Source organism: Ruminococcus sp. NK3A76, from assembly GCF_000686125.1.
In the GTDB taxonomy this organism is placed as follows: Bacteria; Bacillota; Clostridia; order Oscillospirales; family Ruminococcaceae; genus NK3A76.
The window spans coordinates 2095385-2118987 of the sequence record NZ_JMMA01000002.1; the positions used below are offsets into that span (position 1 = coordinate 2095385).

Annotated in this window: 17 protein-coding genes and 1 other RNA gene; 8 read left to right on the forward strand and 10 right to left on the reverse strand. The window is 48.3% G+C overall.

Annotated features, from left to right (window positions below; all coding sequences use genetic code 11):
• Window positions 1-45 precede the first annotated feature (45 nt).
• Together CD05_RS0109725 and CD05_RS0109730 are read right to left on the reverse strand one after the other, a co-directional pair.
• Window positions 46-1734, reverse strand: coding sequence for a bifunctional diguanylate cyclase/phosphodiesterase (locus tag CD05_RS0109725; protein ID WP_051588926.1), 1689 nt, complete (start codon window positions 1732-1734; stop codon window positions 46-48).
• A gap of 9 nt (window positions 1735-1743) precedes the next feature.
• Window positions 1744-3492, reverse strand: coding sequence for a GGDEF domain-containing protein (locus CD05_RS0109730; RefSeq protein WP_028510340.1), 1749 nt, complete (start codon window positions 3490-3492; stop codon window positions 1744-1746).
• Between the two features lie 155 nt (window positions 3493-3647).
• On the opposite strand from CD05_RS0109730, the gene rnpB reads away from it, so the two are divergent.
• Both rnpB and CD05_RS18185 read left to right on the forward strand, forming a co-directional pair.
• Window positions 3648-3990, forward strand: an RNA gene (rnpB, locus tag CD05_RS20190) — RNase P RNA component class A.
• Window positions 3991-4124: 134 nt separating this feature from the next.
• Window positions 4125-5270: a DUF3048 domain-containing protein gene (locus CD05_RS18185; RefSeq protein WP_051588927.1), complete on the forward strand. Its 1146-nt coding sequence runs from the start codon at window positions 4125-4127 to the stop codon at window positions 5268-5270.
• A 367-nt stretch (window positions 5271-5637) separates the two neighbouring features.
• Here the strand turns inward: CD05_RS18185 and CD05_RS19740 are convergent, their stop codons facing one another.
• On the reverse strand, window positions 5638-7344 hold the full coding sequence (locus tag CD05_RS19740; protein ID WP_051588928.1) for an LCP family protein: 1707 nt from the start codon (window positions 7342-7344) through the stop codon (window positions 5638-5640).
• Between the two features lie 469 nt (window positions 7345-7813).
• Here CD05_RS19740 and CD05_RS19745 point away from each other — a divergent pair, with 469 nt between their 5' ends.
• Complete coding sequence (locus CD05_RS19745) at window positions 7814-8308, forward strand: type II secretion system protein (RefSeq protein ID WP_051588929.1); 495 nt, start codon at window positions 7814-7816, stop codon at window positions 8306-8308.
• 332 nt (window positions 8309-8640) lie between these two features.
• On the opposite strand, the gene CD05_RS0109750 is transcribed toward CD05_RS19745, so the two are convergent.
• Both CD05_RS0109750 and CD05_RS0109755 read right to left on the reverse strand, forming a co-directional pair.
• Window positions 8641-9711: a zinc ribbon domain-containing protein gene (locus CD05_RS0109750; RefSeq protein WP_028510341.1), complete on the reverse strand. Its 1071-nt coding sequence runs from the start codon at window positions 9709-9711 to the stop codon at window positions 8641-8643.
• A 25-nt stretch (window positions 9712-9736) separates the two neighbouring features.
• Window positions 9737-11047, reverse strand: coding sequence for an alpha-amylase family glycosyl hydrolase (locus CD05_RS0109755; RefSeq protein WP_028510342.1), 1311 nt, complete (start codon window positions 11045-11047; stop codon window positions 9737-9739).
• 470 nt (window positions 11048-11517) lie between these two features.
• Between CD05_RS0109755 and CD05_RS0109760 the strand changes: the two genes are divergently transcribed.
• Window positions 11518-12492: an asparaginase domain-containing protein gene (locus CD05_RS0109760; RefSeq protein ID WP_028510343.1), complete on the forward strand. Its 975-nt coding sequence runs from the start codon at window positions 11518-11520 to the stop codon at window positions 12490-12492.
• 264 nt (window positions 12493-12756) lie between these two features.
• On the opposite strand, the gene CD05_RS0109765 is transcribed toward CD05_RS0109760, so the two are convergent.
• The gene (locus CD05_RS0109765; RefSeq protein WP_028510344.1) at window positions 12757-14709 is read right to left on the reverse strand and encodes a hypothetical protein; all 1953 of its coding nucleotides are present in this window, start codon (window positions 14707-14709) and stop codon (window positions 12757-12759) included.
• Window positions 14710-15088: 379 nt separating this feature from the next.
• On the opposite strand from CD05_RS0109765, the gene CD05_RS0109770 reads away from it, so the two are divergent.
• The 3 genes from CD05_RS0109770 to CD05_RS0109780 all read left to right on the forward strand — a co-directional run bounded on the left by CD05_RS0109770 (window position 15089) and on the right by CD05_RS0109780 (window position 18358).
• A complete protein-coding gene (locus tag CD05_RS0109770) occupies window positions 15089-15442 on the forward strand; it encodes an Asp23/Gls24 family envelope stress response protein (RefSeq protein WP_028510345.1) in 354 nt (117 codons plus the stop codon).
• A 25-nt stretch (window positions 15443-15467) separates the two neighbouring features.
• The gene (locus CD05_RS0109775; protein ID WP_028510346.1) at window positions 15468-17108 is read left to right on the forward strand and encodes a DAK2 domain-containing protein; all 1641 of its coding nucleotides are present in this window, start codon (window positions 15468-15470) and stop codon (window positions 17106-17108) included.
• 467 nt (window positions 17109-17575) lie between these two features.
• Entirely contained in the window at window positions 17576-18358 is a 783-nt protein-coding gene (locus tag CD05_RS0109780; RefSeq protein WP_028510347.1) for a ZIP family metal transporter, read from the forward strand.
• A gap of 50 nt (window positions 18359-18408) precedes the next feature.
• Here the strand turns inward: CD05_RS0109780 and CD05_RS0109785 are convergent, their stop codons facing one another.
• Complete coding sequence (locus tag CD05_RS0109785; RefSeq protein WP_028510348.1) at window positions 18409-19527, reverse strand: metallophosphoesterase; 1119 nt, start codon at window positions 19525-19527, stop codon at window positions 18409-18411.
• A 479-nt stretch (window positions 19528-20006) separates the two neighbouring features.
• Between CD05_RS0109785 and CD05_RS0109790 the strand changes: the two genes are divergently transcribed.
• Window positions 20007-21074: a branched-chain amino acid aminotransferase gene (locus CD05_RS0109790; RefSeq protein WP_028510349.1), complete on the forward strand. Its 1068-nt coding sequence runs from the start codon at window positions 20007-20009 to the stop codon at window positions 21072-21074.
• A 531-nt stretch (window positions 21075-21605) separates the two neighbouring features.
• Here the strand turns inward: CD05_RS0109790 and CD05_RS18200 are convergent.
• The 3 genes from CD05_RS18200 to CD05_RS0109805 form a co-directional block, all read right to left on the reverse strand.
• Window positions 21606-22487: a prohibitin family protein gene (locus CD05_RS18200; RefSeq protein WP_051588930.1), complete on the reverse strand. Its 882-nt coding sequence runs from the start codon at window positions 22485-22487 to the stop codon at window positions 21606-21608.
• 46 nt (window positions 22488-22533) lie between these two features.
• Entirely contained in the window at window positions 22534-22767 is a 234-nt protein-coding gene (locus CD05_RS0109800; RefSeq protein ID WP_028510350.1) for a PF20097 family protein, read from the reverse strand.
• Window positions 22768-22869: 102 nt separating this feature from the next.
• Entirely contained in the window at window positions 22870-23451 is a 582-nt protein-coding gene (locus tag CD05_RS0109805) for a DUF1836 domain-containing protein (RefSeq protein WP_028510351.1), read from the reverse strand.
• Between the last annotated feature and the right edge of the window lie 152 nt (window positions 23452-23603).

A 23603-nucleotide genomic window follows, 5' to 3' on the forward strand; every position in this document is an offset into this window, starting at 1 on the left:
ATAACAGCTGCAAAAGCCCGTAAGCATTTCACTTACGGGCTGATATTACAATGTGTATTTCTTCATTTTAAGACGATCTTCATACTCGCTGACAGGCAGCGGCATATCGTACAGGAAGCCCTGCGCTATGCTGCAGCCGCTCTCTTTCAGAACGCTCAGCTGTGCCTGCGTCTCAACGCCCTCGGCTATGCATTCAAGACCCATTTCCCTGGCCATTGCAACAACATACTTGAACATTACAAAGCTCGTGCTATTTATGTCATCAGGCAGGAAGCTGCGGTCTACCTTGATCACGTTCCACGGGATAGCCTTGATAAGGTTGAGCGATGAATAGCCTATGCCGAAATCATCAACAGTAGCAAACACGCCCTCGTGCTGCAAGCCACGAACCACACGCTTTAAGTCCTTGAACTCCACGTCAGTCGTCGTCTCGGTAAGCTCTATCTCGATAAGCTCGTGCGGAATGCCGCTCTCGTTTATAATGCCCATTATTTTTTCAAGCAGGCCGGCGTTCATCATGTTCTTTCTTGAAAGATTGACAGATACTCTCACGACCTCCCTGCCCTCGTCAAGCCAGCGCTTTATGTCAGCACACACCTTGCCCAGCATGAACATATCGAGCTTGCAGATGTCGTTTGTTTCTTCAAGCATCGGTATAAAATCGACCGGCGGAACAACCACGCCGTCTCTTATCCACCTGCAAAGAGCCTCTGCACCGACTATCTTGCCGGTATACACATTGACCTTCGGCTGATAGTAAACGTTGAACTCGCCGTTTTCAAGTGCCCTCGGGAAAAGCTGCTGCACAAGCATCGTCTTGTCCCTGCCTTCAAGCAGCTTGTCGCTGTAGTAGACTATATGCTCCTTGCCGCCCGTCTGGGCTTCCCTTGCTGCGGTGAACACATTGTTGAGCACCTCGCCGGGGTCTCTTATCACGAACACTTCGGGGAATACGAATATTCCTGCGCTTGTGGTTATAAACACGCTGCTGCCGTCGCTGTCATCGTAAACAACAGTTGTCTCGGTAAGGTATTTCACTACATCATCAAGCTGCTCCTTGCCGCATATTGCAAGGAAATTATCGCCGCCCAAGCGTGTGACTATGCCCCTGTCACCTATTATCTTTTCAAGAGCCATAAAGTGCCTGTGCAGCACAGTATCGCCGGAGCTTCTGCCTATCTGCTGGTTTACGAGCGAGAAGTGGCGCAGGTTGTAATGCACTGCTGCCCTGCCGCCGAGCGTACCCTTTGCGCTCGCTTCCATAATGAAGTTGAAAAAGCTGCGCTGGTTTCTAAAGCCGCTGTCGTCAAAGAGCGCTAATTCCCTTATGACGTTTTTCATGCGGTTGCGGCAAAGGAATGTCAGAAGCGTCTTTGATACAAGCACAGCCTTGCTTTTTTCAAAGTCATCAAACGGCTCGCTGCCCCTTTTCATATACAGCTCGATAGTGCCGTATGACATCATGCTGAGCTCTAACCTGTGTGTGTAAACGAGCACCTCGTCCTCCTCGTGCAGGTCATAGCTGCAAAGCCTTTCACCGCCGCCCATCTCTTCCTCATGCTTGTTGCGGCAGAGCCTTGTTATCGCCTTTGAAAGCCTCAAAATAGCTGCAATGTCACCGAGTATATCCTCAATTCGTTTTTTGTCTGTTCTGTCATTGTCGGTCATAGCATCGATAAGCTGCTCAAACAGCTCACCGAAGCGCTGCTCCCGCTGTGATAGGATTATTCCCATTTTAGCTCCTTATCTATGCTGCAGCTTGAATTGTTTTTTGTTTTCGTACATTGCCTCATCAGCACGCTCGAAAACGTCCTGCAGCTTTTTGTCACTTCCCGAGATGAAGTCGGATATGCCCACAGCGACAGTCACCTGACCGCTGCTTATATTTCCTTCCTGCTCGGAGTTAAGATCATTTATAAGATCGTTCCTGTCATCAAAATCCATGCCCTTAAGGATAACTGCGAACTCATCGCCGCCTATCCTGTACACGGGGCTGTGCTTGAAGGTATTGCATATTAGCGCACAGGCACTCTTTATGTATTCATCGCCTGCGTGGTGGCCCATGCTGTCGTTTACCTGCTTTAAGTCGTTGATATCGCATATCGCAACTGCGAACTGCCCGCTCTCGCCTGCGGATATCTGCTCGTCAGTCTGTATCTCAGCCTGCTCGTATGCACGCTTGTTCTTGACACCTGTCAGACCGTCACGGTTTGCCATATCCATAGCACTGCCGATAGCATCGCTAATGTCAAGCTCGCTTCTTCTGGCAGCATCTACGTTTGCGACTGCAACGATGATATGCTTGCTGTCCTCCTTAGGCTTTACGGCGAACAGTGTGACATACTGCGGCCTGTTATCAAGCATAAGGCGGTAGTTTATAAATGTCTTTCCTGTGAGCCTGAGCTTTTCAAGAAGTGTTTCCTTTCGCATGGCAAGCGCCATCATCGGGTAATCCTCTGGGTAGATATCACGCTTCATGTTCTTCTGCGTATCTGTAAAGAAATCAGAGCCCGTAGTGCCGATATTGAGCTTTGCGTATTTCTCATTGGCGCTGAATTCACGGTATTCGTCAGTCTCGATATTTACGTGGTACATTACTTCATACCTCTGTGCGAGCGCCATAGCTATCTCGTTGAAGGTGCGGTTCTCATCACGCAGCTCTTTTTCCTTACGCTTCTGCTTGTCGATATTGCGAACGCCTATTACTATCCTGTCGCTGTCGTCTTTCATCTTGATAGCGATAAGGTTTACATACTGCGGCTTACCGTCAAGCATCTGTCTGTAGACAGTCGAGAACACAGCTTTTTCTTCAAGTGCTTTTAATAGAGTCTTCTTTTCGAGCTGGCGCATGACGGTATAGCAGTCGTCATGATGCAGGTATTTTATAACGTCCGAGCGCATCTTTTCAAAGAAGTCCTCACCGCCCCTGTCGATACCGAGCCTTGCAAAGCTCTCAGAAGCGCTGTATTCGGTATAGTGGCCTGTATTGATGTCGATATAGTATATTACCTCATAAAGGCTTGCGAGCGACTGGGCTATCTCGATGTATGTCCTGTTCTGCTCCTTCTCGGCTATCTCACGCCTGCGCTGGGAATCAATATTCCGAACGCCTATGACAAGGTTATTGCCGCCCCTGATGCCCTTGAGCGCATAATACCTCGGAATTCCGTTTATAACGAGCCTGTAGTCGAGCACAAAGCTCTTGCTCTCATCGAGGGTTTTGAGCACCTTTTCCTTTTTGAAGGCATCAAGGAACATCTGCTGATCCATTTGATAAACGAGCTTACGGGTATTTGATATAAGCTCTTCAAAGAAGTTGTTGCCGGACGAACTGACGGTCATTTCCTTTTTTGCCCCGGCTGTGGAATACTCCACATAGCTGTCGTCATCAAGGTCAACAACGTATATGCTCTCGTAGTCATCAGCGAGTGCAAGTGCGAGTTTAAGAAACGATACCGGCTCGCTGCCGCTGCCGCTTTTTTCATTCAACATACCAAACGCCCCCCATATTTTTATTTATATATCCAGTTACAGTTATTATACCACATTCCTACAAAAAAATCAACATATAATTCACACTTTTACGCATTTTTATCCAATAATATGCACGTTGACAAAACAGGCGATATATGATAAAATATATACCGTGAGACGGCTATACGGCAGCGCAGACGCTATAGTCTGTGAGGAAAGTCCGGGCATCACAGAGCAGGGTAGCTGATAACGTCAGCCGGAGGCGACTCCCGAGCAAGTGCAGCAGAAAAGATACCGCCGGTTTTCCGGTAAGGGTGGAATGGTGAGGCAAGAGCTCACCGGAGGCGCAGAGATGCGTCTGCCGTGTAAACCTTACCCGATGCAACCCCAATGGCAGCCCATGGTCAATGGCTGCTCGTCAGGCCCAAGCTGTAGGGGGCTAAAGCTTTATGGCGACATAAAGCGCAGATAGATTGCCGTACACGACAAAACCCGGCTTACAGGCCGTCTCACGCAAAAGCGCCTTTCCTTACACCAAGGAAGGGCGCTTTATCATTGTATAAAAAATGCTTCGACCCGGAATGTATTATTTTTTATCATTCCGTTGACAATTTGCACAAAATGTGATATAATATTTCCGGGTGATTATTATGAAAAGACCAATCAGGAAACTGATATGCATAGCTGCCGCTGTCATAATGACTATAAGCTCATCTGCCTGCGGCGCTTCAAAAATAGATCCGGCCGAGCCTGAAACAAACACTACATCTGCTACCGAGGCTGTGACAGAAGCTGTCACAGAAGCCCCCGAGGAGCAGCCTACAGGTGCTGAGACGGCCGTTACAAAGAAAAAGACCAAGAAGAAAAAGGCCGCCAAGAAGGAAAACTACAACCAGCTGACAGGCCTTTACGATGTATCAAACGAGGGCAAGGGCAAGCGCCCCTGCGCTGTAATGGTAAACAACATAGAAGCCGCACTCCCCCAGTACGGCATATATGATGCAGACGTGCTGTTTGAGATAGTCGCCGAGGGCGGTATAACAAGGCTTATGGCGGTGTACAGCGACGAGGCTGACATACCAAACGTCTGCTCGGTGAGAAGTGCGAGATTTTACTATATGCTCTTTGCGCAGTGCTTTGATGCGGTGTATCTGCACTGGGGCTCTGACCCGATAATATGCAGGCCGATGTTTACAGACCTTTCTATCGACCACATAGACGGCATGAGCAACGGCGACATCTACGACCGTGATTATGACAGAATGTCTTACATGGACATCGAGCACACAGGCTATCTCAAGGGGCCGCAGGTCATGGACGAGATATCCGCACTCGGCATCAGGCAGGAGATAAAGGACGGCTACGAGAGCATTTTCAGCTTCTACGACGAGTTCACAAAACCTGCCGGCGACGACTGCACCAAGGCTACCGTTTACTTCTCCGACTGGTATTTCTCGCAGTTTGACTACAACAAAAAGACCAAGACCTACAAGAAGCTGCACAACGGCTCAAAGCACATGGATCAGGTAAAGAACAAGCAGCTTGAATTCACAAACCTTGTGATACTTGAAGTTCCCGAGATAAAGGTCGTTAGCGAAAAAAGCAAGATAGTGAGCTTTGACATGGACGGCGGCAGCGGCTATCTTCTCACAGCAGGCAAGATAAAGCCTATCAAGTGGGCAAAGGACGGCGACTTCGGCAAGTTAGAGCTGACAAACGAAGATGGCTCGACCCTTGACCTCAACACCGGCAAGACCTACATCGGCGTCACAAAGGCCGGAACATTAAGATACTGATAAATAACCTCCTGTCATTTTATTGGCAGGAGGTCTTTTCTTTAGGGCAACACCGCACGAAGATTGTGCGCAAATTGCGCAGTCAGCTTTTTCGTCAGATTGCACAGATTTTCCGAAGGAATACTACCGTATTTCAAGGAAAAAATGTGTAATATGACGGAAAAGATGCAAGTAAGTTGCGTACAAAGCCTTCAGGCGGTCTTTGTGCGGTGTTGCCTTAGTTAATAGGTTATAGGTAACAGGTGATGTGTCGGCTGTGCCGAGATACATCAGTATTTGCCCGAATGGGCATACCTCAATCATGCATTATAAAGCAGCCCCCGGGATATCCCGGGGGCAATTTAGCTTTATTCTGTTTTGCAGAACATCACGACCATGTGTCGGTGTTTCCGCCGTTCCACGCTCGGTCGTCGATGCCGTCGCCGTCAAGGTCGAGCAGGTTGTCGTCAACGCCGTCGCCGTTGTTGTCAACAAAGTGGTCGTTGATGCCGTCGCCGTTCTCGTCAGCGAAGGGGCCTCCGCCGCCGTTGGCTTCGATGTTGCTCTTTCCGTAGATAGTCTCCTGAAGTATCCTTGCATTCTGCGAGAAGTCAACACTCAGACAGTCAAGACCGTCTATTATCTGGTTTGAGAATGTGCCGTTGTAAGGTATCTGGAGCTCGTTGATATCGTACTTCATGTAGGTGAAAGCGTTGAGTATCAGGCCTGCCACCTCGTCCTCGGTGATATCTGTCCTCACCTGCTTTGCGACCTTCTCTGCAAGCTCGTCAAGCTCGGAGAATGAAAGGCTCTTTGCCTTTGTTATCATCTCGACTATCGACTCACGCTGTCTCTGCGTTCTGCCGTAGTCGTCGCCGCAGCCGTAACGGCTTCTTGCATATGCGAGCGACTGGTTGCCGTCAAGGTGTAGCTTTATCGAGTTGTCGGCCTCTGAATTATACTCGACAGTAGTCCTGAGTGCATCGGCCTCGTAGTCGGTGTAAAGGTCTGAACCGTCCTTGCCGTACTGCTTAAAGTCAACATAGCCTGTGCCGGCCTTGTTGCCGAGGTAGTTGTTCTGCTCGTTGAGAGGGTCTCTCATTGCCACGGCCTCGGTGTAGCTTACATCAAGGTCAAGGCCGCCGACCGCATCAACTATCTCGATGAATGAGTAGAAGTTGACTATAACGTATCTGTCGATGTTTATTGCGTAGTCCTGCTGGAGTGTGGCTGCGAGAAGGTCAACGCCGCCGTAGCCGTAAGCCGCATTGAGCTTTGAAGCGTTCCAGCCGGGTATCTGCGTATATGTATCACGCAGGAAAGATGTCATGGTTATGTTTTCTTTGTTCTGGTCGAGGGAAATGAGCATCATAACGTCTGTGTTGCCCCTCGAATCATTGGCTGTATCACGGATATCCTCTCCGATGAGAAGGATATTCTGTACGCCGTCCTCGCTCATAATGCTCTTGGCATTCTTTGCGAGCTCGGCCTTTATCCTTTCTTCCTCGGCTTGCTTGTCTATCGTGTCAGAAGAATCGGTGTCCCTGCCGAGCGAGTAGTTTGAATCTATCTTGCCGTCGTCTGTCTTGAGCATTCCGTGCCACTTGTGGAAGAAACCGTAAACTACAGCAAACACGCCGAACACGAACACTGCAAGTATGCCTGCGATAACGAGTATGCTCTTGGTCTTTGACCACTTTTTCTTCTTAGGCTTGCCCGAGCCCGATGATGAACGGCTCGATGATGAATGATTTGAAGATGCCTTGTGCTCGCTGCTCTGAGTGCGGCGCTCAGGCCTTGCAGGGGGTGCAGGCTTGTTCTGCGGCTCCTTCCCGGGAGAAGTCTTCTCGCCGCCGAGAAGGTCAGTCGTCTTTATCCTCTGCTCGTCCTTCTCGTCCTTGTCGCTGACCTTTATCACAAAGTGCTCCTGCTCAGCGCTCTCACGCTGGTTTTCAAGCAGCTCCTCCTTATTCTCCTTGGCCTTGTTTATCGCATCAGCCACCTTGAACTGGAGCGTGCTCGAGAGCTCTTCCTTCTTTGCGAAGTCAATGTCCGGCATCTCTTTTCTATTTGAATTGTTTTTGTTATCGTCCATAAAAATTACCTCATAGGTTGCTATTGTTCAATATAAATTACCTCATAGGTCGCTATTATTACACTATCTCATTTATTATACCGCATATTACCGTGTTTTTCAACGATTAATTGTAACAAATTTTGCTCATTTATCTATTGCCTTTTGCAAAATTTAGTATATTTTTCGCAATATTATCACCTTTCCCCCACACGGCTGATACATAAGCATCTGTGCAGGCTCTGAAGCCGGCAGAGGGGCAATGCTTAGGCTGTAATTGCCGCTCTGCAAATATTATGAAATCATTACATAATTCACACCGATATCTCGGGGATTAAATCGATTTCGTGATATTTGGTTATTATTAACAACAAAACACGCCAAAGTTTGTGAGAGTTTTAGAGCGAATGTTGATTGACAATTATCACACGTTATTGTATAATAAAGGTGTAAGCATTTGAATATAAGTCTCATAACAGGAGGGATAATTATGGGAAAACTTAAAAAAGGCTTTACGCTCGTAGAGCTCATAGTCGTAATTGCCATAATCGGCGTTCTGGCTGCTATCTTGGTTCCTGCACTTTTGGGGTATGTGCATGATTCAAAGATAACCGCTTGCAACTCTAACGCAAAGCACATATACACCCGTGCTGCTGCTTTATGCACTCAGCTCGACGTAGAGGGTCAGGGCGGCATTTCAGGCAGGATCAAGAAGGATATCAACGGCTCTGCATGGACAACGGGTCTGCCGAGCCCTTCCGAGATAGACGACGGTCTTGGTTCCGGTTCATCTTATGTATACTACATTCAGATAGTTGACGGCTGCCCCGAGGTAGTCTTTGCTTCAAAGTCAAATCAGGACAGATATGTAGGCTCCTACCCGGAGGAAGCTACCGAGAAGTGCGCAAGGCCTCTCAATCAGATCAATGAGTCTGCGTCCTACAACAAGGGTCAGAAAGCAAACGACACAGCAGTTTTAGGATAAGATAATAATTCAAGCCGCAGGCGTTAAGCGCAGTGGCGATATAGAAGTATTTATAATTATAATAATGTGTGCGCCACTGCTAAAAGAATAAAGCAGAAAGAATAAATAAGAAATAAAAATAGAGGTATCGCCTTTCGGCGATGATATTTTAATCATCGACCGCAGGTCGATACCTTTATTATTCATTATTCTTTTTTCTTTATTCTTTTTTCTTTTAGCAGGCGCTTCACAAAGTAACGCAAAGGCACTTCAGTCATATAAAAAAACAGAAGTGCATTGAAAAAACTTCTTTTTTGCGCCTGCGCTTGTCGCCTGCGGCTTTTTTGTGTTATTTATATCCAGTCGCCAGTGTAGAAGTAATTGCCGTTTGTAAGGTCTACCACCATATAGCCATAGCTGCCCTGATATACAGCCAGCCCGTAGCCGCAGTAGAATGCTCCGCCGTAGCTCATGATCACCGTGCTTTTGCCGTTTGCCTGGTCGTCTGCCTGCTTCATTCTGCCCTGAATGTCGCTTTTCATTCTGCCGGCGGCTGTCGAAGACGCATATGACTCTTCCGTCTGCACCTTGCCAAACGGAGTGTTCGCATCAAACAGCACAGGGTATGAGCGCAGATCGTTTGCATCTATCTTTGTAAGCTGCGAGCATATGCGCTCGATGTATGAGTTTTCAAGCGCACCTCTGTCAAGCGTGCTGTTGACATACATACACGCTGACACCCACTTGCTGTATTCAGCCTTGTCATACAAGCCCTTCAGATAGTCCTCCAGCCTGGTAAAATACTTCTTCTCACGGGAATAAAAGAACTTCGCCGAGGGATACGGATAGCACTTGCCCTCATAGGTTGCATCGTACTCAGACAACACGCCTACGTTCTTGACCTTGTGCATATAGTCATCGTGCGCATCGTCCTTGCATTTGGGGATATAATAGAAATTATACCCTGCAAGCGCCGCCGCTGTCAGTACCGATAGCACGCAGCCCATGATGCCGGCTTTGCTCTTTCTTCCAAGTATAAAGCAAAGCAGTGCAAGGCCTGATACCGCCGCTATGCCTATCGCAGCATAGTCAAACACATCGTCACGGTGGTATATCTCAGGGCATATGCCTATGAGCACACCGAGTGCTGCGGCTGCAATAAGTGCAAGCATCAGCGAAAATACTGCACCCTTGCCGCCTTTTTTATCGGGCTTATTCTCAGTCTGAATTGCCTGCCCTGCCGCAGGGGCAAAGGGCGGCGGCTGAACAAAGCCCGGCTGCGGAGTGATATTCGGCGCAGGCTGCGGCTGTTCTGCCGGCTGTTCGAGCACAGGCACCTTAGTTCCGCAGGAATTGCAGAACTTAGCGCCTGCACGCAGCTGCTTGCCGCATTTTATGCAGTATAAAGACTCATTCTCGTCCATTCAAGATCACCTCTTATCGGTCAGATCATCTCTCCATCTTCCAGATCTGTGCGCTGTACGGGGGAAGCTCGCTGCCGCCGCCGAAGTCGTGCTTAGTGCCGGTGATGAGCTCATCAGCCATGCCGCAGCCTGCATCAAAGTGTGCAGTAAACGGCTGGTCGTCTGCGTTTATAGCTATGAGTATGCGCTCGTCCTCGAACTTGCGCTGGATTATGCACTGCTTGTTTGTAAGCACCGGAACGCTTATATCGCCGTAGCAGAGCGCCTTGCTCTCACGGTGTATCTTGGCGAGCTTTGAGATATACTCACTCAGCTCATTCTCTATCGGCTCGTCAAAGGATACTCTCAGTGCAGGGTCGCCGTCCTTCTTGTCACCCTCAGCGCCCCATTCGCTGCCGTAGTAGATGCAGGGTATACCCGGCATACCAAAGAGTATTGCATAGATGAGCGGGATATGCTTCTTGTTTGTGAGGATCGTTGCAACTCTCGAAACATCGTGGTTGTCAACGAAGCTGAGCAGGTGCATTCCCCTGTACTGGCACCAGTTTTCAGGGCCGAACTGGTTTTTGAGCGAGTGGCATATCTCGAACATATTCATCGAGTTGAAGCTCGAATACAGCCCCTTGTAGCACTGGTAATTCGTAGCAGAGTGGAGCATATCGTTGTTGACAAACTGCGAGTAGTCACCGTGTAGCAGCTCGCCTATCAGCACAAAGTCCTCCTTAAGGCCGCCTGTGTAGGAGCGCAGTCTCTTTATGAACTCCTTGTCAAGGCAGTATGCAACGTCAAGTCTTAAACCGTCGATGTCGAATTCATCTACCCAGCCCTTTATGCATGAGAAGATGTGCTCTACGACCTCGTTGTTCCAGAGGTTGAGCTTTACAAGGTCAAAGTGACCCTCCCAGCCCTCGTACCACAGGCCGTCGTTGTAATTAGAGTTGCCGCCGAAGTTTATATGGAACCAGTCCTTATAGCGTGAGCCCTCACGGTTTTTAAGCACGTCCTGGAAAGCCCAGAAGCCACGGCCGACGTGGTTGAACACACCGTCAAGCACTACCTTGATGCCTCTCTCGTGTAAAGCATCGCAGACCTTCTTGAAATCCTCATTTGTGCCGAGACGGCAGTCTATCTTTGTAAAATCCCTTGTATTATAGCCGTGAGTATCAGACTCAAAAACAGGTGAGAAATAGACAGCATTGCAGCCCATATCCTTTATATGGTCTGCCCAGTCTATTACCTTAAGTATCCTCGACTTCTGTACACCGTCGTTTTCAAAGGGTGCGCCGCAGAAGCCTAACGGATATATCTGATAAAACACGCTTTCATATGCCCACATAGTTCAAACCTCCAGATTTTCTGTATTTTTGTGTCGGAATAAAGTTTCATATTGTTGCCGACTATAATATTATACCAAATCCCGGTAATTATTTCAAGGCTCATAATCAATTAATTTTTTCAAGAATTTTGTATATTTTGCACAACGCTTGACTTTTGTACTATATTGTGATATGATAATAATTAACAAAGAATACCGCAAAATGGCGTAACAATGCTTGGTATACTATTGTATCACTTAGTATACTTAGTACTACTAAAGTATTCATAGCCATACTAAGCAGTACTAAAATATTTTTAGTATCGTAGAAGATACAGATATAGATATAGAGAAAGAGAAAGAAATAGAAATAGAAAAAGACACAGACATAGAAGAAGAAAAAGAAGAAGACACTTTGTCTTCCCTGTCATCGTCCTTGTCGTCGTCTTTCATGTGTCGTGATAAGTCTTTTATTTCAAGGAGGAAAATCTATGAAGCCGATACTCGTTCTTTTTACCGGAGGAACTATAGCAAGCATATCACAAAGCGGAGTGATAGCCCCCGACAAGAGCATGGGCAGTCACCTGATAGACCTTTACCGCCAAACAAGCGGCGATAATGAGACACAGTTTGAAACAGCCAGCCCTGTACACATACTCAGCGAGAACCTGTGCTTTGACGACTGGAACGCCCTTATAAAAGCGCTCTGCTCATACAGCTTTGATGACTACGAGGGCATTATAATCACCCACGGCAGCGACACGCTCGCATACACCTCGGCACTTATAGGGATGCTTTTCAGGCACACTGGCATACCGATTATCATAACCGCCGCCAACAAGCCGCTCGATGTCAGGGGTACAAACGGGCTTTTCAACTTCACATCATCAGTCAGGCTGATAAAAGAGCACCGCTACATCGGCGTATTCACCGTCTACGAGGAGGTCTATCTCTCGACAAGGCTGCTGCCGGCTGACACAGCGCAGGACAAGTTCTCATGCTACGGCGGCGAGGCCTTTGAAGGGGTGAGCGAATACCGTCTTGACAAGCCCCGTGAAAAGCTGCTTGACCCCGACATAACTCTTGAACGTGAGGTGCTTGTCGTAAACCCCTACCCTAACTTCAACTACTCGTCGGTAAACCTTTCATCACGGCCTGCGGCTGTGCTTCACACGCTCTATCACAGCGGCACCGCCTGCACAGAGCTTTCCCACGGCGGCGAGCGCTCGCTTATCAGCTTTGCAAAGAAATGCAAGGCGCTTGACATTCCGCTCTACCTCTGCGGCACAAAGGGCAGCAAGTCCGACATCTATCAGAGCATGGAGGAGATAAGAGAGCTCGGTGTAAACACGATAGACCGCATATCAGACGTTGCCGCATACGTCAAGCTCGTGATAGCCTACAACCAGCATCAGCTCAACCCTGCAAGAGTGATATACAGCAATCTGTTCTTTGAATTCCTTTAGGGCAACACCGCCGGGCCACCGGCGGATACCTTTGCACGCCATCCACTTGCAAATTTTCCGTCATATCACACAGAAAATTCTTGCCATACGGTAGTATGCCTGCGTATTTTCTATGCAATCTGACGAAAAATCCGACTGCGCATCTGACACACAATGGTCGTGCGGTATTGCCTTAGAAAAAACGCCCCCGAAGTTTCGCTTTGAAAACCTCGGGGGGTAAATTGTTTTATTACTGTTTGCACTGACTGTCAGCCATGCTGAGTATTACTTGAAATCGAAGTTATCAAGGTCAAGGTGGCTCGTATCAAGGCCGTCCATAAAGCCGCTCGTGCCGCTGCCGTCAGGAACAAGGGGCTTAACCTCGTCCTTGGGGCCGCCGGTGAGGAGGTTGATACCGCCTGCGCCGCCCTGGCCGTCTTCCTTGGGCTTCTGGATTATAGGCTGCTCACCGAATATCGAGTCAGCGTTGATGTTCTGTGCAGGCTGTGGAACGATAGTCGGTGCAGGCTGCTGGTTAAAGAGACTGCCGCCAAGCAGGCTGTTGCTCTGCTGACCGGGCTGTGCTGCATTATCCTGTGCAGGGGGCGGAGCAAATGGGCTTGAAAGCGAAGGAGCTCCCTGCGGTGCCGGCTGGGGTGCTGCCTGAGGAACAGGCTGCTGTGCCGGGTTCGGGTTCTGGTGCATAACGCCGCTTACGAACTGCCCTGCTGCCTCGGCCTGCTTGTTTGCCTCTGTCACAGAAGCGCCCTGCGGAACGTAAGATGTGCTGTAGCCGCCGGGGGTATACATCGGGTCGGGGTGGCAGCCTACGGGCGGATTGAGCCCGAAGATATTGAACAGCGTGCCGACAAATGTGGTATCAACTATGAGGTAGTTGATGAAATTCTTGTGGTTATAGGTCTTTCTTCTTGCGTCGTATGTGGTGTTGTCAACAAGGACGTAGTTCTCCATGAACGACCTGGAGTGGAAAAGCGTTACGGTGAAGTAATTCGTCCTGCCGCCTGCCGTAATGAGCGCCTGATTGTTGAAAAGCGACATCGGGTCAGCTTCCATAGAGGATTTGAGTGCCTGAGCGTTGACAGCGCCGAACTTGAACTGTGTCGGGTGCTTGATAGCCCAGTCGTTGTCCGACTCGATAAACGGTCTCTGGCACATAGGTATAGCGATAACGAATGCAGGAAGGTTTATCACGATAAGCTCGCCCAGCCATACTATCCAGAGCATAAAGCCGTTTACAGGCTCAGCATCTCTTGTAGAGGAGTAGGAGTGGGAGGAGCTGTATGACCAGCGGCCTACCTCGTTTATATCCTTGATATCTGTCAAGAGCATTTTGGGGTGGAGCATTATCTGGAAAACGCTCTTTTTATTCTTGTAGCCGAAATAGTCAAGTGCCTCGTCGCCGTGATAGTCGAAGATGTATTCCTTAAGGCTGAGCTCATTGAGCTTCTTTATGGATTCCTCGATCTCGCTCTCGCTGTTGCCGAGAAACGCTGCCATACCCATAGTCTCCCACAGGTTGGCATCGGGGTAGCGGTCGAGGTAATACTGGCAGTAATCCTTCGAATCGCCGAGCATAGAGCCTGCCATCGCGCTTACTGTACCGCCGCCGACAGAGGCTAAGGCAGTTGATGTGCCGCCATCACCGGCGAGCTCCTTATAGTCAGCGCCGGGCTTTGCAGAGTATTCCTGGTAGATCTTCTTTAAGCCGTCGATCGTCTCCTGGCTCATAAGCTGGTCAGTAAACGAAACACCCTGAGTGCCGCCTGAGGCATTGATGCTGCTCGCAGCATCGTCAAATGCCTTGGTGATAGGCTTGTCAAAATCTATATTCACACCGAAATTCGAGAAGGTGTCCGAGAGCTCGTCAAGTGTGTCCTGGAACGAATCGGACATATACTCATACTGATCCTGTCTGTCGTTGTGGTCATACAGCGCCCACTTGAAGTATGTAGTGAAAAGCAGCGCTACACAAAGCGAGACGATGACCATTTTAGGGCTGCGAAGATGGAACTTCTTGATGAAGAAGTAGGCAACACCGCCCATTGCACCGCCGTACAGAACAGCCATAAGCACACATAGATATACTATAGGGCACACGCTGTTGAGCTTAAGATAAAGGAATGAGATAGCCACGCCGGCAAGCGTCGTGCAGACTATCATGAGTATAAGACCGACAACCGAAAATTTATCGGAGGGCTTATAGTATTTTCCGTCCATTGATATATTCCCCCATGATACATAGTATATTAGTATTATAACATATATGCTCAGATTTTGCAATAGTTTCGGATATTTTTTTGGCAGTTTTCCCGGTGGATAATATACAGCTGTAAGGTTTTTTTACAGCTGTACAAATTTCAAAAATAGCTTGCAAAGAAAGTTCTGTTGTGATATAATAATAAAGGTTATATATCAATGTATAATGCATCATGCATAATTGAGGTATCACCCTTGCGGGTGATGTATTTTAAAGCGGCTGCGCCGCAAATAGACAGTTGAGAATTGAAAATTTGCCCGAATGGGCATACGTTCTGCGCAGCAGGACACAATAATTATGCATTATGCATTTTGCATTTTAGAAAGAAGGAGTGTTTGTATGATAAAGGTAAATAATCACCTCGGCACGATAGGCATATCAGACAGGTATCTCAAAACGCTTGTCTCCAAGACCGCCGAGAGCTGCTTCGGCGTTGCCGATATCAACCGTGCAGGCGCCGTTCAGGGCATCGAGGGCTTTATTAAGCGCAAGAGAGCCGAGAATTTCGGCGTGAGCATCAAGCATACCCCCTCCGGCAGGCCGGTCATCGGGCTGCATATATCGGTAGCATACGGTGTCAACCTCAACGCTATCGCAAACAGCATAATACATAAGGTCGAATACGTCCTCGAAAGCGAGGCAGGCGTAAAGCCCGAAAAGGTCAACGTATTCATTGACAAGATGCTCGGATAAGTAATTATTGGTAGGAGGAAAAAAGGTGATAACAGGTAAGTTACTTCGTGACGCTTTTATAAGCGGTGCGAACGGAATCGCAAACAATAAAAAGTCGGTCGATGAGCTCAACGTGTTCCCCGTTCCTGACGGTGATACGGGCACGAATATGGCCATGACCACATCAAACGCTGTTGCAGAGCTTAAGCACTTAAAGGACGACTGCACAGCAGGTGAAGCTGCAAAGACTATGGCAGCAGGGTGTTTAAGAGGCGCAAGAGGCAACTCGGGCGTTATCACATCGCTCATATTCAGAGGCTTCTCAAAGGCTCTGAAGGGCGAGGACAAGTGCGACAGCGAAACGCTTGTAAAGGCTCTGGAGCTCGGCGTAGAGGGCGCATACAAGAGCGTCATGAAGCCTACAGAGGGTACTATACTCACAGTTGCAAGAGAGGCTTCCGAAAAGGCAAGAGAAGTTTCACGCACGACCAACGACCCCGTGCTCATCTGGGAAGAGGTCTGCAGGGCTGCTGAGATATCCCTTGAAAACACACCCAAGCTGCTCCCCGTGCTTGCAAAGGCAGGCGTTGTGGACGCAGGCGGCAAGGGCATATGCGTGATATTCGAGGCAATGCTGCACACCTTCAAGACAGGTGAGATACTTGAAAGCACGGCAGACAAGAACGAGCCGGTAGTGACAGTCGAGACATTCGCTGACACTGTGGGCAAGTTTGATTCTGAGATAACCTTCACATACTGCACTGAGATGCTCATCACAAAGAAGAAGGACTGCGCAGACCCCTCAAAGCTGCGTGCATACCTTGAAACTATAGGCGACTGCGTGGTCGTTGTCGATGACGACGAGATAATCAAGGTCCATGTTCATACCAATGACCCCGGCCTTGCTATACAGAAGGGTCTTGAATTCGGCCACATCAACCTGCCGAAGATAGAGAACATGAAGCTGCAGCACGAAAACGCAAAGAAGCAGGCCGACACACCTGAGTTCAAGCCGGTGAAGCCTGACAAGAAATACGGCTTTGTGACAGTTGCAGCCGGCAAGGGCATTGAGGATATGTTCGCAGACCTGGGCGCCGATTGCATAGTTAAGGGCGGCCAGACTATGAACCCCTCGACAGACGATATACTCAAAGCTATACTCGCCTGCCCTGCAAAGAACGTCTTCGTTCTGCCGAACAACAAGAATATAATCATGGCAGCCGAGCAGGCTATGAAGCTGTGTGACGACAGAAAGGTAGTAGTGCTACAGACACGCACTATCCCTCAAGGTATATCCGCAATGCTCGCATTTGACCCTGATGCTGACACCAAATCAAACATCTCGGCTATGACAGCTGCTCTTGAAGGCGTATCGACAGGTACTATCACCTTTGCAGCCCGTGACAGCGACTTCGAGGGTCACAACATCAAGAAGGGCGAGATCCTCTGCATGGACAACGGAAGGCTCTCATTCGTTGAGAAGGATCTTGCTAAGGGCGCATTCAAGCTGACAAAGAAGCTCGTCAAGGGCGACAGCTCGTTTGTGACTATCATCTACGGTGCAGACGTTACCGAGGAAGCTGCCGAGGCGCTCGCAGAGCAGGTAAGGAACAAATACGGCTCTATCGACGTAAACCTCATAAACGGCGGCCAGCCTGTGTATTACTACATAATATCAGTTGAATAAAATTACAAGCGCTCTCCGACAAGCGCAGGCGCAAAAAAGAAGTTTTTTCAAGGCACTTTTTGTTTTTTATATGACAGAAGTGCCTTTGCGTTACTTTGTGAAGCGCCTGCTAAAAGAAAAAAGAATAAAGAATAAATAAAAAATAAGAATAAAGGTATCGTGTCTTATCGGTTTTAACCGATAAGAAGAAAGTTTTGCTTTGCAAAACATTTCCCTGCGGTCGATGATATTTATAATCATCGGCGTAGCCGATACCTTTATTATTCATTATTCTTTTTTCTTTATTATTTATTATTTTAGCGGTGGCGCACATATGGAGGGCGCTTATATTTATATATTGACATTCCCGACGGACTGTGTTATACTATAGTTAGCAGTAACTAACTCAAATCCGCTCTGCGATCTCATCTTTTATCACCTCACCCGGCAGATGCATAGAATAATGACAGAGAGAAAGGAAGGCTTATATGAATGAACTGATAAAAGGCATATCCGTGCCGTTTATAGGGACATCGCTCGGGGCTGCCTGCGTGTTCCTGATGAAAAACAAACTCAGCACCACCGTCCAGCGTATACTTGCAGGCTTTGCGGCAGGCGTTATGACAGCAGCGAGCATATGGAGCCTGCTTATCCCTGCCATAGAACAGAGCGAGGGCAGCATGGGCAGGCTTTCGTTTATCCCGGCGGCGGCAGGGTTTATGATAGGTGTGTTTTTCCTGCTGATGCTCGATATGCTCATTCCCCACCTGCACATCGGCGCTGAGAAAAGCGAGGGCTTAAAGGCAAGGCTCTCAAAAAACACGATGATGATACTTGCGGTAACGCTTCATAATATCCCTGAGGGAATGGCCGTCGGGGTGGTCTATGCAGGGCTGCTCTACGGCGGCGGAGGGATAACGAGTGCAGGGGCTTTTGCTCTTGCTCTCGGCATAGCCATACAGAATTTCCCTGAGGGCGCTATAATCTCTATGCCCTTGCAGGCCGAGGGTGCAAGCAAGCCAAAGGCCTTTTTGGCAGGCGTGCTGTCAGGTGCCGCAGAGCCGCTGGGCGCTGTGCTCACCGTTCTTGCGGCCGGGCTTATTATACCTGCGATGCCATATCTGCTGAGCTTTGCGGCAGGGGCTATGATGTATGTCGTAGTCGAGGAGCTTATACCCGAGATGAGCGAGGGCGAGCATTCAAACATCGGCACTATCTCATTTTCTGTAGGCTTCTGCGTTATGATGATACTTGATGTGGCTCTTGGCTGATAAAAACAGTGATCCTCCGGTTATGCGCCAGGAGGATCTTAACATTCATACTATTCTATGTCTATCACCACATACTCTGAGCGGCAGCCGGTCTTGAACGACAGCTCCCAGTCGGATATGCCTGAGGTGACTATGAAATCAGTGTCGTCTATGCGCTTATAGCCGTAGGTAAAGTCGTTGGCACCGATAAGCTCGCCGATGCGGTTTATGGGCAGCATCTGCCCGCCGTGGGTGTGGCCTGACAGCACAAGATCGGCGCCGGCCTCGGCCTCGGCCTGGTAGTCGTTTGGCTGGTGGTCAAGAACGATAGTGTATTTGTCGCTTTCAAGCCCCTGCATAAGCTCTGATATGCTCTTTCGGCTGCCGTTTCTGTTTTCAAGCTCCTCAGATTTATCGGCACGGCCAATCACATAAAATCTATCGTCCAATAAAACGTACTCGTCTTCGAGAACTGTGACACCGTTCTTTTCAAGCTCGGCTTCCAGGTCGTCCTTGCTGTAACCTCTGCGCTCGTTGCTGTAATAGCCTTTGTCGTGGTTGCCGTAGCAGAAATACACGCCGTATTCTGTTTCAAGCCTGCCCAGCGCCTTGCAGGCATCGACCATATCCTGCTTCATGGTGCCGTCGTCCACGAAATCGCCTGTTATCACGACGATATCGGGGTCTTTGTCGTTTATCTCATCGACGTATCTGCTGAGCCCCTCGCCGTCAAAGGTCGTGCCGATATGCGAGTCGGCAAACTGCACTATGCGCAGAGAGCCTATATCCTTAGAGGTGCTAAGTGTGTAATTTTTCTCCCACACGTTATTTGCAAGGTGATATCCTATGCCAAGATACACAGCCGCAGCGACAAGTGCCACGACACCCTCGATGTAGTGTTTTCTCTCCTTTTTTAATGCCTTTCTCACCGCAAATGCGATGATATTCGAGACAAGGAAGAAAAGCATGAGGTTTAATATGCATATCACGGAATTAACGCCGCCGAATATGAAGCCAAGCACGACGCCTATGGCTATGATGCTTAACAGTCCAAAAATATACTCTTTCTTATTGCTGCCGCCTGCGAGCTTTTTGATAAGCGCAAAGCAAGAGAAGCATATAGTCAGGTAGACCGAGCCAGCAATAAGCAGCCCGAGCACCACCGCAATTATTATCAGCCACATAGTCATACATCACTCTCCTCCTGTCGGTATTAATACAATTATACTATACTTGCGGCGATGTGTCAACTTTCCTGCTATGATTTTACAGCATTAAAGGCTTTATATTTTTCTTTATCTTTTCCCCTGACTTTCACATAAGTTTCACAATTATGTAGTATTATATTTACAGGTCAAGGGACAGCCTTAATAATTACGACAGCTTGCAGCTTACGTCTTTGTTTATTTCAATCGTCCCGACAAATTATTATTTTTCTTCATCCATATATCGCTAAATGGCCGCAGCGCTTCCCCCCTTCGCTGCGGCTGTTTTTTTTTGCAGTTTTGTATGCCCTTTTTATTCACTCACAGCATATATGCCGGCATATTATACCCATGTGATGAAAGATTTTCACCCAAAAAATTCATTTTTTCCAAAAAAGGGCTTGAAATCTAAGGAAAAAAGTATTATAATTAATGTAGACTATTTTTTGAAAGAAGGATATATTATGGAAATAAGGTTTGAACAGACAAAAACCCCCAAGGCTAAGCCTACTGATGAGTCCAAGCTCGGCTTCGGTCATATCTTTACAGACCATATGTTTGTGATGAACTATGATGCAGGCCAGGGCTGGCATGATGCAAGGATTGTTCCTTACGGCGAGATAAGCCTTTCCCCTGCTTCTATGTGCCTGCATTACGGTCAGGAGATATTCGAGGGCTTAAAGGCTTACAGAACAGCTGACGGCACAGTTCAGCTTTTCAGACCCGACGAGAACTACAAGAGAATGAACAATTCGGCAGACCGTATGGTTATCCCCAAGATCGATGAGGAATTCATGATAGAGGCTACCAAGAAGCTCATTTCTATCGAGAAGGACTGGGTGCCTCACACTGACGGTGCATCTCTCTACATCAGACCTTTCATCATCGCTACTGACCCCTATGTAGGTGTCAAGCCGGCAGATCATTATCTGTTCTTTATCATTCTCTCTCCCTCAGGCCCCTACTACTCCACAGGTCTTGACCCTGTTAAGATCTACGTTGAGCAGAAGTATGTAAGAGCAGTAAGAGGCGGCACAGGCTTTGCAAAGACTGCTGCTAACTACGCTATCTCCCTTAAGGGTCAGGACGAGGCTCACAACCAGGATTACGAGCAGGTTCTCTGGCTCGACGGTGTTGAGCAGAAGTACATCGAGGAAGTCGGCTCGATGAACATCTTCTTCGTTATCGACGGCGAGGTCATCACTCCTGAGCTCACAGGCTCTGTTCTCCCCGGCATAACAAGAAAGAGCGCCCTTGATGTATGCAAGGCCAAGGGCATCAAGGCTACCGAGAGAAGGATAACCATTCAGGAAGTAGCAGAGGCTTACGATGCAGGCAAGCTCGACGAGGTATTCGGCACAGGTACTGCTGCTGTTATCTCCCCTGTTGGTCACCTTAAGTGGGGCGACAAGGTAATGACTATCAACGACAACAAGATAGGGCCTATCTCCCAGATGCTCTACGATACAATGACAGGTATCCAGTGGGGCAAGATCGAAGACACATTCGGCTGGACTGTAAAGATAGACTGATACCGATGATCTATTTATCCCTCTCCTTTTTGGAGGGGGATTTTTTTAGTTAACAGTTAACAGGTAACAGTTAACAGTCGAGGTGTGCGGCTTCGCCGCACAATATGCCCATACGGGCGTATTGGGGCAGGGGCTCGCCTTCAAGGGGACACCCTTCGTTACAGGTTGTGTGTTGCCCAAGCCATGTCATCAGATCATAAGCCCGAATGGGCATAATGCGCCACAGGCGCACCTTAACTGTTAACAGTTAACTCTTAGCTGTTAACTAAACAAAAGCGCCCCTGAGCCTGCAAACTGCCGGTCAGGGGTGTTTTCGCCTATAGTTTTTTCTTTTTTGGGGATCTCTTTTTTCATGTTCTGCCCGAATGGGCATTTCATCGCCGAAGGCGATACCTTAACTGTTAACTGTTAACTGATTTAAGGGTCTCGGGGTCAAGGGGGTGTAGAACAAAAATCGTGAATGATTTTTACCCCTTGACTCCTCCCCTATCTATGACAAAGCATCAGGTACTTCCTTTTTGCTGTCATAACTTATTTGTCGGAGCTCTGCTGCTCCTGCTCGTCAACATCTATCATAAGCAGCGGGCTTGCTGATGATGCGACCTTGGGCATTACGCCGTCCCATTTGTCAATGGTCTGATACTGTATCAGCTCGGGGCTTAAGCTCTCGGCTATCGTCTTGTTAGCCTCTGCCTGAGCTGCTGCCTTGGTCTTGATGCTCTCGGCCTGTGCCTCTGCTGCGAGCTTTACCTTCTCGGCATCAGCCTGTGCTTCGATTATCTTCTGCTCCTTCTCGGTCTCTGATCTCAGCTTGTTCTGCTCTGCTACCTGCTTCTGCTCGATAGCTGCATTGAACTCTGCCGAGAAGTCAAAGTTTATGATGTTGAACTTTTCTATCTGTATGCCGTATTCGCTTACCTTTGTTTCGAGCATCTCCTTTATCTCCTCGCCGACAGTGTTGCGCTGAGTGATAAGGTGCTCTGCGGTGTAGCGTGCGGTCACGCTCTTCATAGACTCCTGTGCAGCAGGTGTAAGTATTACCGACTCGTAGTCAGGGCCGATGTTCTTGTAGATAGATGCCGAGCTGTCAGCCTTTACACGGTAGTTTATAGCTATCTTTGAGTTTACCGTCTGAAGATCCTTAGACACAGCCGATGCATCTGTCTCATACACCTGTATCTTGTTTGAGATTATGACCATATCCTGCGCAAGCGGTATCTTTAAGTGGAAGCCCTCGCTGTAGGTGTCCTCACTTACCTTGCCGAAGGTCGTGATAACGCCTGTAGAGCCTGTAGGAACTACCGCTGCCGACGATGCAACAACTATGATCGCAGCTATCGCTACAGCTATGCCGCCTACTATCCTGCCGGTCTTTTTGCTTCTGTCCTTGATATCTACTACATTTCCGTTCATAGTTCTTCTCCTTGTATTTCCAATAGTTTTTTCTTCAAGCAATCGCTTACATACCCTTGATATCGGTATCAAATATCATCTTCCTGCAATCCTTGCAGTAGAATGTCTCGATACTGAAAGCAGTAAGTGTTCGCTTTGCAGCGGTGACGGTGCCTGTTCCAAGCACCCACCTGTCAAATGCTCCTGTTTTCTTTTCCCCTGCTTTCCAGGTGACGGGCTCTCTGCCGTCACCTGACATGATGCCCTTTTGCATTTCTTTTTCACAGTACGGACATTTCATTGGTCTTCTCCCTTTTTTCTTCTGGTTTCTCTTTGTCTTTTGTTTTGTGTCTTCTTTTTTTGTTTTTACATAGCTTTTTTGGGTATTGCCCTTTTATCTTCGCTATTTGTTTATCTCGGAATAAAGCCTGTAGGCTTCGTTTTTGAGTATCGCAGAGCGGTATGCCAAAAGCATGATAGCAAGCGCCTTTTGCAGCTTGTCTCTTACCTCGCCCTTGAAATCCTCAGATATCATAGAATCCGATATCTTCATGACGTTCTCACCGTCGATGCGCATACCCTCGGTCTCGTCGAGTCTTAAGACTGCGCTGCACAGCAGATCAAACAGATCCTTATCGTGCAGTATATCGTCGCTCTCGTCCTCGACCTCACCGTTTATGTACTCCATCAGCTTGACTATATCCTCCAGCTTCATAGCAGCTCTCAGCACGTTTATGAGGAGTATCCTCGCCACCTGCTTCTCGGTGTACTTCTTGTTCTTGTTTGAAGCCACCCAGCCACGCTTTATCCAGTTCTGTATAGTCGAGCCCTCAAGCCCTGTGAACCTCGCCAGCTGCGACAGTGTAACACCGCCCGTCGCCGACAGTATCGGGGATATCAGCGCATCAAACGCCTGACCCTGGCTTATCCTGTCCCTCGCCCAGTCTGTGAGCGGAAGCACTGTTCCCGGAACATGACTATTCATATCAGCTCGCCTCCTTAAATGTTCTTTACTCTTTTCCTGATGTTGTAATGATTATACCACAAGTTCATATGAACCGCAAGTGTAGGTTTATGACAGTTTTGCGTGGTTTGGGGCTGATTTTTAAAATATCTCCTGTTTTCTTGTGATATCAT

Excerpts from the sequence above, each read along its gene's own strand:
- CD05_RS0109750 (WP_028510341.1), bottom strand. The coding sequence starts at position 9,711 with ATGGACGAGAATGAGTCTTTATACTGCATAAAATGCGGCAAGCAGCTG.
- CD05_RS0109790 (WP_028510349.1), top strand. The coding sequence starts at position 20,007 with ATGGAAATAAGGTTTGAACAGACAAAAACCCCCAAGGCTAAGCCTACT.
- CD05_RS0109755 (WP_028510342.1), bottom strand. The coding sequence starts at position 11,047 with ATGTGGGCATATGAAAGCGTGTTTTATCAGATATATCCGTTAGGCTTC.
- CD05_RS0109785 (WP_028510348.1), bottom strand. The coding sequence starts at position 19,527 with ATGACTATGTGGCTGATAATAATTGCGGTGGTGCTCGGGCTGCTTATT.
- CD05_RS18200 (WP_051588930.1), bottom strand. The coding sequence starts at position 22,487 with ATGAACGGAAATGTAGTAGATATCAAGGACAGAAGCAAAAAGACCGGC.
- CD05_RS0109765 (WP_028510344.1), bottom strand. The coding sequence starts at position 14,709 with ATGGACGGAAAATACTATAAGCCCTCCGATAAATTTTCGGTTGTCGGT.
- CD05_RS0109730 (WP_028510340.1), bottom strand. The coding sequence starts at position 3,492 with ATGTTGAATGAAAAAAGCGGCAGCGGCAGCGAGCCGGTATCGTTTCTT.
- CD05_RS0109725 (WP_051588926.1), bottom strand. The coding sequence starts at position 1,734 with ATGGGAATAATCCTATCACAGCGGGAGCAGCGCTTCGGTGAGCTGTTT.
- CD05_RS0109770 (WP_028510345.1), top strand. The coding sequence starts at position 15,089 with ATGATAAAGGTAAATAATCACCTCGGCACGATAGGCATATCAGACAGG.
- CD05_RS0109780 (WP_028510347.1), top strand. The coding sequence starts at position 17,576 with ATGAATGAACTGATAAAAGGCATATCCGTGCCGTTTATAGGGACATCG.
- CD05_RS19740 (WP_051588928.1), bottom strand. The coding sequence starts at position 7,344 with ATGGACGATAACAAAAACAATTCAAATAGAAAAGAGATGCCGGACATT.
- CD05_RS0109800 (WP_028510350.1), bottom strand. The coding sequence starts at position 22,767 with ATGAAATGTCCGTACTGTGAAAAAGAAATGCAAAAGGGCATCATGTCA.
- CD05_RS18185 (WP_051588927.1), top strand. The coding sequence starts at position 4,125 with ATGAAAAGACCAATCAGGAAACTGATATGCATAGCTGCCGCTGTCATA.
- CD05_RS0109760 (WP_028510343.1), top strand. The coding sequence starts at position 11,518 with ATGAAGCCGATACTCGTTCTTTTTACCGGAGGAACTATAGCAAGCATA.
- CD05_RS19745 (WP_051588929.1), top strand. The coding sequence starts at position 7,814 with ATGGGAAAACTTAAAAAAGGCTTTACGCTCGTAGAGCTCATAGTCGTA.
- CD05_RS0109805 (WP_028510351.1), bottom strand. The coding sequence starts at position 23,451 with ATGAATAGTCATGTTCCGGGAACAGTGCTTCCGCTCACAGACTGGGCG.